At 71.2% G+C, this 10,085-nt stretch carries 9 protein-coding genes; 4 read left to right on the plus strand and 5 right to left on the minus strand.

From position 1 onward, the window contains the following. Positions 1 to 2: 2 nt before the first annotated feature. On the minus strand, positions 3 to 1,358 hold the full coding sequence (locus tag ACVMLK_RS11115; RefSeq protein WP_198368037.1) for an ABC transporter substrate-binding protein: 1,356 nt from the start codon (positions 1,356 to 1,358) through the stop codon (positions 3 to 5). Positions 1,359 to 1,627: 269 nt separating this feature from the next. Here ACVMLK_RS11115 and ACVMLK_RS11120 point away from each other — a divergent pair, with 269 nt between their 5' ends. Continuing rightward, positions 1,628 to 2,611 (plus strand): threonine ammonia-lyase, encoded by a 984-nt coding sequence (locus tag ACVMLK_RS11120; protein ID WP_457486434.1) that lies wholly within the window; start codon positions 1,628 to 1,630, stop codon positions 2,609 to 2,611. A 10-nt stretch (positions 2,612 to 2,621) separates the two neighbouring features. Next, on the plus strand, positions 2,622 to 3,245 hold the full coding sequence (locus tag ACVMLK_RS11125) for a DUF1345 domain-containing protein (protein WP_198368035.1): 624 nt from the start codon (positions 2,622 to 2,624) through the stop codon (positions 3,243 to 3,245). 78 nt (positions 3,246 to 3,323) lie between these two features. On the opposite strand, the gene ACVMLK_RS11130 is transcribed toward ACVMLK_RS11125, so the two are convergent. Next, the gene (locus tag ACVMLK_RS11130; protein ID WP_198368034.1) at positions 3,324 to 3,485 is read right to left on the minus strand and encodes a hypothetical protein; all 162 of its coding nucleotides are present in this window, start codon (positions 3,483 to 3,485) and stop codon (positions 3,324 to 3,326) included. A gap of 29 nt (positions 3,486 to 3,514) precedes the next feature. Beyond that, complete coding sequence (aceA, locus tag ACVMLK_RS11135; protein ID WP_198368033.1) at positions 3,515 to 4,864, minus strand: isocitrate lyase; 1,350 nt, start codon at positions 4,862 to 4,864, stop codon at positions 3,515 to 3,517. A 149-nt stretch (positions 4,865 to 5,013) separates the two neighbouring features. Here aceA and ACVMLK_RS11140 point away from each other — a divergent pair, with 149 nt between their 5' ends. Both ACVMLK_RS11140 and mdoH read left to right on the plus strand, forming a co-directional pair. After that, positions 5,014 to 6,402, plus strand: a complete 1,389-nt coding sequence (locus ACVMLK_RS11140; RefSeq protein WP_198368032.1) for a helix-turn-helix domain-containing protein — start codon at positions 5,014 to 5,016, stop codon at positions 6,400 to 6,402. A 34-nt stretch (positions 6,403 to 6,436) separates the two neighbouring features. After that, positions 6,437 to 8,236, plus strand: a complete 1,800-nt coding sequence (mdoH, locus tag ACVMLK_RS11145) for a glucans biosynthesis glucosyltransferase MdoH (RefSeq protein WP_457486435.1) — start codon at positions 6,437 to 6,439, stop codon at positions 8,234 to 8,236. Between the two features lie 48 nt (positions 8,237 to 8,284). On the opposite strand, the gene ACVMLK_RS11150 is transcribed toward mdoH, so the two are convergent. Then, positions 8,285 to 8,410 carry a hypothetical protein gene (locus ACVMLK_RS11150; RefSeq protein WP_457486436.1) on the minus strand — a complete coding sequence of 42 codons (126 nt, stop codon included), beginning with the start codon at positions 8,408 to 8,410 and terminating at the stop codon, positions 8,285 to 8,287. Positions 8,411 to 8,556: 146 nt separating this feature from the next. Beyond that, a partial coding sequence (locus ACVMLK_RS11155; RefSeq protein WP_457486437.1) for a DNA translocase FtsK occupies positions 8,557 to 10,085 on the minus strand: 1,529 nt, incomplete at its 5' end.

Raw genomic sequence — 10,085 nt, forward strand, 5'->3', positions numbered from 1 at the left:
CCTCAGCCCCGCTTGAAGCCCTCCAGCTCGCGTTCGGCCCAGGCGATGGCGCGGTCCGGCGCCTCGTTGTTCTGCACCACGCGGGCGATCATCTTGGCCTGGATGCCCTGGTTGTACATCTGCACCGCGATCTCCGGCGGCGCCGGGTAGCAGGCGATGAACTGCTGCGCGTTGTGCTGTGGCTTGACCGGGTAGTTGAACACCACGCCGGCCGGCGGCCCTTCCGTCTCCCAGGTCTTGAAGTCGGTCATGCTGGTGAAGGGCGGGATGTCGTAGCCGTTGCTGGCGGCCACCATGGTCTCGGCCTGCTCGCGCTGGCTCAGATACTCGATCAGCGCCTTGCCCGCGCCCTTGTTGCGGCTGAAGCTCCAGACCCCCCAGAAATAGGGCAGGTAGGGGGTGTAGCGCCCCTGCGATCCGGCCGGTGCCGGGAAGGTCCAGCAATGCTCGGCCACCTGCGGCGCGTCGCGCTTGGCCACCGACCAGGCGGAGGGCGGGTTGAAGATCAGCGCCGACTTGCCGGAGATCAGCGCCCGGTTGTTGGAGGCATCGTCCCAGGAGAAGACATCGCCCGGCAGGAAGGCGCAGAGCTGCTTGGCGTATTCCAGAACCTTGCGGACATTGTCCGACTTGGCGGTGATGTCGCCCTTGCTGTTCACCAGCTCGGCGCCGAAGGAGCGGAACATGCTGCCGATCCAGTCGGTGGCATCGGTGAACTGCCCGACCGCCAGGCCGAAGGGAACCCCTGCCTTGTGCGTGCCCTCGGCGGCCTTCAGGAACGTGTCCCAGTTCCAGTTGGCGGCCTCGGGGCTTGCCGTCGCGCTGGCCGGATACATGGCCTGGATGTCGATGCCGGCATGCTGCTTCAGCAGGTCGATGCGGCCGAGGGCCGGCTTGTTCTGCGAACCGGAGATGGCGGGGACGGCGCGCCACTTGCCCTCGACCTTGGCCAGATACTCGGTGATCGGGTTCAGCGCGCCGTACTTCTCGGACAGGCGGCCCATGATGTCGTCCATGGGCTCGAGCAGATCAGCCTTGGAGTGCACCTCCCAGGTCGGGAAGGAGAGCACGTCATGGCCCTGCTTCGCCTGGGATTCGGCGGCGATGGTCAGCAGGTTCTTGTTGCCGACCGAGGTGATGAAGTCGAGCTGGATCTCGACCCTGTTCTTCTGCCCCCAGTCCATGACGAGCTTGCGCATGGCGTCGTTGCCAGCTGGCACCCAATGGTCCCAGAGGCCCAGGGCGAGTTTGCCGCCGGAACTCTGTCCATGCACATTGACCAGGGGGAGGGTGCTCGCCGCCGCGCCGAGCGCACTGGCGCGCAGCACCGTGCGGCGGGAAATCCCGTTGCCTTCCATTCGGTAACCTCCTTAAACGGGCGGTGATGTCCGCCACGGGCCTTATGGCCACTCGTTGCAGGCGAGAGGTTACGCATCCCCGCGCACGCATGGCAACGGTTCCCTGGTTGTGGACGCGCCGGGGGCCCACGTCCCGCCCGGCCCCCGCCGGCAGGGGGCGCCCGAGGGGCGTCGGCCGCCGGGGCGTGTCCCCGCGCCATCTGGCGGGCTTGCCGGCGCGGGTGCGGAAGGCGAGGCTACGTTCCTACGCCCCGCACCGAGGTCCTGAGATGAACGCCCTGACGCCGCCCGCCCATGCCGATGTCCTCGCCGCCGCCGCGCGGCTGCGGGGCCGCCTCCTTCGCACGCCGATGCTGCGGCACCCGCTGCTGGACGAGCTGGCCGGCGGGACTGTCCTGGTGAAGCCGGAGCCGCTGCAGCGCACCGGCAGCTTCAAGCTCCGCGGCGCCACGAACGCCATCCTGCGCCTGTCGCCCGAGCAGCGCGCCGCGGGGGTGGTCACGCATTCCTCCGGCAATCACGGCCAGGCGGTGGCCTGCGCGGCGGCGGCCGAGGGTCTCTCGGCCCTGATCGCGATGCCGCGGGACGCGCCCGCCATCAAGGTGGAGAGCACGCGCCGCTGGGGCGCCGAGATCACCTTCTTCGACCGCGCCGGCACCGACCGCAACGCCCTGGCGCTGGAGCTGGCGCGGCGGACCGGCCGCACCCTGGTCCCCCCCTTCGACCACCCCGATGTCATCGCCGGCCAGGGCAGCGTGGCGCTGGAGCTGATCGAGGATGCCCGCGCCGCCGGGCTGACGCTGGATGCGCTGGCCGTCTGCACCGGCGGCGGCGGACTGGTGGCCGGCTGCGCCCTGGCGGCCGAGGGCGCCTCGCCCGGCACGCAGGTCTGGGCGGTGGAGCCGGAGGGCTGGGACGACACCCGGCGCTCCCAGGCCGCCGGCGAACGTCTTTCGGCGGACGGCCAGGGCTCCCTGCTCTGCGATTCGCTGTTGTCCCTGGCGCCGGGCGAGCTGACCTTCGCGGTCAACCGGGCGCGCCTGACGGGCGGCGTGGCGGTGTCGGAGGCGGAGGTGTTCCGCGCCATGCGCTTCGCCTTCGAGGCGCTCAAGGTCGTGGTGGAGCCGGGCGGCGCCGTGGCGCTGGCCGCCGTGCTGGCCGGGCGGATCCCGGCGCGTGGCCGCACGGTCGGCGTGGTGCTGAGCGGGGGCAATGTCGATCCGGCGGTCTTCGCGCGCGCCCTGACGGCGTGAGGCGCGCCGCGTGACCGGTTGGCCGGGCCGGCAGAGGATCAGCACGCTATCGCTGCTGGCCGGCCTTCTGGGCGGGGGGCTGGCCTATGCCTATGGCCTGCGCTGGCTGCATGCGGCGCTGGCCGGCTGGTGCGTGCTGGTGGCCGTGCATCTGGCCCTGCTGTTCCGCCGCCTCTGGTCGGCCGGGCCCGAGGCGATGCGCCGCCATGCCGAGGTGACGGACGAGCGGCGCACCATGGTGCTGACGCTCTCCCTGTTCGCCGCCGCCACCTCGGTGGCGGGCGTCGGGCTCGACGCGGCGACAAGCGCCGGCGGCGTGCCGGCCTTCGGCATGGTGACGGTGGCGCTCTCCTGGTTCTACGTCCACACCCTCTTCGCGCAGGACTACGCGCGGGAATTCTGGCTCAGCGGCGGCGGCATCCGCTTCCATGGCGGTGAGGACGACCCACCCTTCTCCGAGTTCCTCTACATGTCCTTCAGCATCGGCACGACGAACGGCGTGACGGATGTGGATACGCATTCCGCGGCGATCCGCCGCATCGCCACGCTGCACAGCATCATCGCCTATGTCTTCAACGCCGTGATCGTCGCCGGCACGGTGGGCGTCGTCACCGGCCTGCTCGGCGGGGAATAGCAACGGGCGCCCGGGGGCGCCCGCCATGCCGTGGCCGGAAGGAGGGGGAGGCGCGATCCCGCGCCCGCCCCGTCGCGGTCAGCCCTCCAGCTTGTCGTCGTGATAGGCGGTGCTCGGCGTCGGGATCGAGCTGGCCTGGGGCGGCGCCTTCAGCCCGTGCAGCGAGGGCGGGATGGCCGGCTCGGTCGCCCAGCCATGGCTGTGCACCAGGCCGTCGTCGAAATCGTCACTGTGCGTCATGGTCGTGCGTCCCTGTCTGGCGTTGTCGGTTACTGGGCCATCGCCGGGGTGGCGTGGCTCGTCTCGTCATGGAACTGCGCCGTCTCGGTGCTGTGCGCCATGGCGGTCGTGCTGGAGGCACCGCCCGAGGCGGCGGTGGCGACGGCGTCGAAGTAGCTGACGCCGACCTCGCGCTGGTGGCGCGTCGCGGTGTAGCCATCGGCCTCGGCGGCGAACTCGGCCTGCTGCAGCTCGGAATAGGCGCCCATGCCGCGCTCCTTGTAGCCCTTAGCGAGCTGGAACATCGAATAGTTCAGGCTGTGGAAGCCGGCGAGGGTGATGAACTGGAACTTGTAGCCCATGGCGCCGATCTCGCGCTGGAACTGCGCCGCGGCGGCATCGCCCATCTTGCGCTTCCAGTTGAAGCTCGGCGAGCAGTTGTAGGCCAGGAGCTTGCCGGGGAACTCCTTGTGAATGGCCTCGGCGAAGGCTCGGGCGTCGTCGAGATCCGGGTCCGATGTCTCCCACCACAGCAGGTCGGCATAGGGCGCGTAGGCCAGGCTGCGGGCGATGGCGTACTCCTTGCCGACGCCCGGCTTGATGCGGAAGAAGCCCTCGGCGGTGCGCTCGCCGCTGATGAAGGGGCGGTCACGCTCGTCGATATCGGCGGTCAGGAGCTGCGCGCTCTCGGCATCGGTGCGGCAGAGCAGGACGGTTGGCACGCCCTCCACATCGGCCGCGAGGCGCGCGGCGTTCAGCGTGCGGATATGCTGGCTGATCGGCACCAGGACCTTGCCGCCGAGATGTCCGCATTTCTTCTCGCTGGCCAGCTGGTCCTCGAAATGCACGCCGGCGGCACCCGCCTCGATCATCGCGCGCATCAGCTCATAGGCATTCAGCGCGCCGCCGAAGCCGGCCTCGGCATCGGCGATGACCGGCGCCATCCAGGTCGTGTCGTCCTCGGCCTTGCCCTGCAGCCGCTCCATATGCGCGATCTGGTCGGCGCGGCGCAGCGCGTTGTTGATGCGCGTCACCACCTGCGGCACCGAGTTCACCGGATAGAGCGACTGGTCCGGATACATGGTGGAGGCGGTGTTGGCGTCCGCCGCCACCTGCCAGCCGGAGAGGTAGATCGCCTTCAGCCCCGCCTTCACCTGCTGCAGCGCCTGGTTGCCGGTCAGCGCGCCCAGCGTGTTCACATAAGGCTCGCTGTGCAGAAGCTGCCACAGCCGCTTCGCCCCCATCTCGGCCAGCGTGTGCCGGACGCGGAAGGAGCCCGCCAGCCGCTCGACATCGGCCGGGCTGTAGTCGCGGCGGATTCCGGCGAAGCGGTCGCCGCCCGCGGGGCTGCCGGCGGCACTGCCATCCGGTGCGAAAAGGGGGCTGGGGGTCGGACGCATGCTGTCTCTCCTGATCGTCTCTCGGCCGATCGGCCATGCGTCAATAATTCACATTGCGGCCGCGAAGTTCACCCTCCAATCTGCCATATCCTTGGCAACACAGTGGCTGCCTTCACTGTTAAGCCGGTAAATTTGTAAAGGCTGTAAAGATGGCCCGTCCCCTGATCGGGCGCACGCTCCGCCGGCTGCGGCAGGAGCAGAACCTGACCCAGCAGGCGCTGGCGGCACGGCTCGGCATCTCCGCCAGCTACCTGAACCTGATCGAGCACGATCAGCGCGGCGTCACCGCCGCCCTGCTGATCAAGCTGGGGCACACGCTGCAGATCGACCTGGCCGCCCTGTCCGGTGCCGAGGAGCGGCAGCTGGAGGGCGGGCTGCGCGAGGTGCTGGCCGACCCGCTGCTCGGGCTGGAGGAACTGCCGGAGGAGGAGATGCGCATTCTCTCGGGCAGCGCGCCCAATGCCGCCCGCGCCATGCTCGCCCTCTACCGCGCGCTGCGTGTGGCGCGGGAGGACAGCAGCGGCATCGCCCTGCCGAGCGGCCGCCGCATCCTGCTGCCGACCGAGGAGGCGCGCGATTTCTTCAGCGACCATGCCAATTGCTTTCCCGCCCTGGAGGAAATGGCGGAGGCGATCGGCGGCGAGCTCGCCGCCTCGCCCTCCGAGCTGAACCACGCCATCGCCGAGCGGCTGCGGCAGCGGCACGGCGTGCGGGTGCGCGTCGGCCCGCTGGAGGGCAGCCTGCGCCGCTACGATCCCGCCGCGCGGCTGCTCGACCTCTCGGAATCCCTCCCCCGCGAGAGCCGCGGCTTCCAGATGGCCTTCCAGCTCATGCTGCTGGAGGCGCGCGAGGCGGTGGAGGGCATCCTGGGCCCCGCCGCGCCGAGCACGCCGGAGGCGACGGCGCTGATCCGAATCGGCCTGCTGAACTACGCCGCCGGCGCCCTCATCATGCCCTACGCGCCCTTCCTGGAGGCGGCACGCGCGCTGCGCCACGACCTCGACCTGCTCGCCGCCCGCTTCGGCGTCAGCTACGAGCAGGTGGCGCACCGTCTCTCCACCCTGCAGCGCGAGGGCGCGCGGGGCCTGCCCTTCTTCTTCCTGCGCGTCGATCCCGCCGGGAATGTGGACAAGCGCTTCTCGGCGGCGGGCTATCCCTTCGCGCGGTTCGGAGGCTCCTGCCCGCGCTGGGTGGTGCACACCGCCTTCGCCACGCCGGGGAGCCTGCGCGTGCAGATCGCCGAGCTGCCGGACGGCGCCGCCTTCCTCTGCTTCGCCCGGACCGTCACCGGCCCGGCCCTGCGCTGGGGCGAGCCCGCGCCGGTGCAGGTGGTGGCGATGGGCTGCGACCTCGGCCGCGCCGCCGAGGTGGCCTATGCCGACGGGCTGGACCTGGAGAGGGCGCGCACCGGCATCGGCCTGTCCTGCCGCCTCTGCGACCGCGCCGACTGCCGCAGCCGGGCCTTCCCGCCGCTGGAGCACCGGCTGACGCTGGACCCGAACGAGGAGAGCGCGACGCCCTGGCGCTTCGAGAAGTAGCCCGCCGCCGCCACGCCCCGGGCGCAATCCGGCCATGATCCTGTGGTCTGGGCAGGGGGTGATCGAGACCCATCGCCCCGCCGAGCGCCCCGTCGCCGAACGCCCCGTCGCCGAACGCCCCGCCGCCGAACGCTCCGGCCCGCGCCGGATCGCCTTCCTCATCCTGTGCCTGGCGCCCGGCGCCGGCCTCCTTTTCCTCATGCTGCGCGGCCTCGGCGCCGGCGGCTGGAGCGGCTGGGAGCTGCTGATCCTGCTGCTCTGGCTGGGCACGCTGCCCTGGACCTGCCTCTGCGCCGGCAATGCCGTGCTCGGCCTGCTGCTGCGCCTGCGCCATGCCGATCCGGCGGCGATCCTGGTGCCGCAATACCGGCGCGACCCGCCGCCGCCGCGCAGCCGGACCGCCATCGCCCTTTGCCTGCGGGACGAGGACACCGCGCAGGTGCTGGCCGGGCTGGTGCCCTTGCTGGAGGGGCTGGAGGCAGCCGGGGCGGGCGGGCATTTCACCCTTTGGCTGCTCTCCGACACGCAGGATGCGGACCGGGTGGTGGCGGAGGAGGCGGCGGTCGCCGCCTTCGCCCGGCTGCGCGAGGGGCGCGCGCCGGCGCTGCGCTACCGCCGGCGCACCGAGAACCGCGGCTTCAAGGCCGGCAATGTCATGGACTTCCTAGACCATCACGGCCAGGGCTTCGAGTTCTTCCTGTGCCTGGACGCGGATTCGGAGATGTCGGCGGAGGCCGTGCTGCGCCTCGTGGCCGCCATGGAGACCGATCCGAAGCTTGCCATCCTGCAGCAGCTCATCGTCGGTCGGCCGGCCGACAGCGCCTTCGCGCGCCTGTTCCAGTTCGGCATGCGCGCCGGCATGCGAAGCTGGGCCACCGGCCAGGCCTGGTGGCAGCTCGACGAGGGGCCCTATTGGGGCCACAACGCCATCCTGCGCGTCGTGCCGTTCCGGGACCATGCGCGGCTGCAGCCTTTGCCGGACGGCAGCCCGATCCTCAGCCACGACCAGATCGAGGCGGTGCGCCTGCAGGCCGCCGGTTGGAAGGTGCGCTGCCTGCCGGAGGAGGCGGGCAGCCAGGAGGGCAACCCGCCCAGCCTGATCGACTTCCTGCTGCGCGACCGGCGCTGGGGCGCGGGCAACATGCAGTACCGGCGGTTGCTCGGCCTGCCGGAGCTGACGCCGATGGGCCGCTGGCAGCTGCTGCAGGCCATCATGCTCTTCCTCGGCGCGCCGATCTGGCTGCTGTTGCTTTTCGCGGCGGTGATGAACGCGGCGACGGGCGGCGCCGAGGGCACCCCGCCCGCATGGCTGGCCGCCATGCTGCTCGGCAACTGGCTGGCGCTGCATGCGCCGAAGCTGACCGGCTATCTGGAGCTGATGCTGCGGCCCGCCCGCGCGGCGCCCTACGGCGGCCGCCGCGCCGTGCTGCGCGGCGCGGCGGCGGAGATCGCCTTCACCACCGTCCTCGACCCGATCAGCCTGGTGGACAAGGCGCTCAGCCTCGCGCGGATGGCGCTGGGCGCGCAGGGCGGCTGGCTGCCGCAGAACCGCCGGGCCCAGGGGCTGCCCTGGCGCGCGACGGCCCGGATGCTCTGGCCGCATACGCTCGTCGGCCTCGGCACCGCGGCGGGGCTGGTCTCGGCGGGGGGCACCGCCTGGCTGTGGGGCCTGCCGGCCTGGCTGCCGCTGCTGCTCTGCATCCCCTTCGCCGTGCTGACGGCCGATCCGGCGCTGTCGGCGCGGCTGCGGCGGCGTGGGCTCTGCGCCACGCCGGAGGAGGCGGTTCCGGAGCCGGTCACGCCGGGCGCGCCGGCCGTGCCCGCCATGCCCTGAGCGGCGGCGCCCTCCGGTCTGCGTCCCGCGGCCTGTGCGTCAGGAGGATCAACGCACCGTGAAGTGGCTGATCTCGCAGACGTTCACGTCCCGCTTCTCGATCCTGCTGCCATTGGTCATCACCGCCAGGAAGTCGAAGCGGCAGGCGCCGGAGCCGTCGTCGATATCGATCATGATGCTCTCGCCGAGGGACAGCGTGTCACGGCCCAGGATGTCCTCCTCCCAGCTCGAGCACCTGATGTTCGAGGCTAGAACTCGTGCAGCTCGACGCGGCGATCGGCCGCCTGCGCGGCGCCGGACAGGGCCAGGCCGGGCGCGTCTCAGTCGTCGCTCCGGCGGGCCAGCACCTCGCGCTTGCCGACATGGTTGGCGGGGCCGACGATGCCTTCCTTCTCCATCTGCTCGATCAGCTTGGCGGCGCGGTTGTAGCCGATCGAGAGATGCCGCTGGATGAAGGAGGTCGAGGCCTTGCCCTCGCGGGTGACCAGCGCCACCGCCTGGTCGAACAGGCCCTTCTCGCCATCCGAGGCGCCGGCGATGCCGGAGAGGCCGCCCTCGCCGTCCTCCTCCTCCGATTCGGTGACCTCCTCGATATAGGCCGGCTCGCCCTGCTCGCGCAGCCAGTCGACCACGCGCTCCACCTCCTGGTCGGAGACGAAGGGGCCATGGACGCGGCTGACGCGGCCACCGCCGGCCATGTGCAGCATGTCGCCCTGGCCGAGCAGCTGCTCGGCGCCCATCTCGCCCAGGATGGTGCGGCTGTCGATCTTGCTGGTCACCTGGAAGGAGATGCGGGTCGGGAAGTTGGCCTTGATGGTGCCGGTGATGACATCGACCGAGGGGCGCTGCGTTGCCATGATGACATGGATGCCGGCGGCGCGCGCCATCTGCGCCAGGCGCTGCACCGCCGCCTCGATCTCCTTGCCGGCGACCAGCATCAGGTCGGCCATCTCGTCGATGACGACGACGATCATCGGCAGGGCCGCGAGCGCCAGCGGCTGGTCCTCGAAGACCGGGCGGCCGGTCTCGGGGTCGAAGCCCACCTGCACGCGGCGCGTCAGCACCTCGCCGCGCGCCAGCGCCGCCTGGACCTTCTCGTTGTAGCCGCCGATGTTGCGCACGCCGAGTTGCGACATGGCGCGGTAGCGGCGTTCCATCTCGCGCACCGTCCACTTCAGCGCACCGATCGCCTTGGGCGGCTCGGTGACGACGGGGGCGAGAAGATGCGGGATGCGGTCATAGACCGACAGTTCCAGCATCTTCGGGTCGATCATGATGAAGCGGCACTCATCCGGCGTGAAGCGGTAGAGCAGCGACAGGATCATGGTGTTGATGCCGACCGACTTGCCCGAGCCGGTGGTGCCTGCGATCAGCAGGTGCGGCATGCGGGCGAGGTCGGCGATGACCGGCGCGCCGCCGATATCCTTGCCGAGCGCCAGCGGCAGCTTGCCGCCATTGCGGCCCCAGTCCTCGGCGATGATCATCTCGCTGAAGAACACCGTCTCGCGCTTGGCGTTGGGCAGTTCGATGCCGATGACGTTGCGCCCCGGCACGGTGGCGATGCGCACCGCCATGACGCTCATGCTGCGCGCGATGTCATCCGCCAGGCCGATGACGCGGGCCGATTTGGTTCCCGGCGCCGGCTCCAGCTCATAGAGGGTGACGACCGGGCCGGGGCGGATCTCGACGATACGGCCGCGCACGCCGTAATCCTCCAGCACGCTCTCCAGCAGGCGGGCGTTGTTCTGCAGCGCCTCCTCGGTCGGGCCGGCGGCGCGGCGGGCGGGCGGCGGGGCCAGCAGCTCGAGCGGCGGCAGCTGGAAGGCCGGCGCCTCGCGCGGCGGAGGCG

It is taken from the genome of Teichococcus aerofrigidensis, assembly GCF_054073225.1.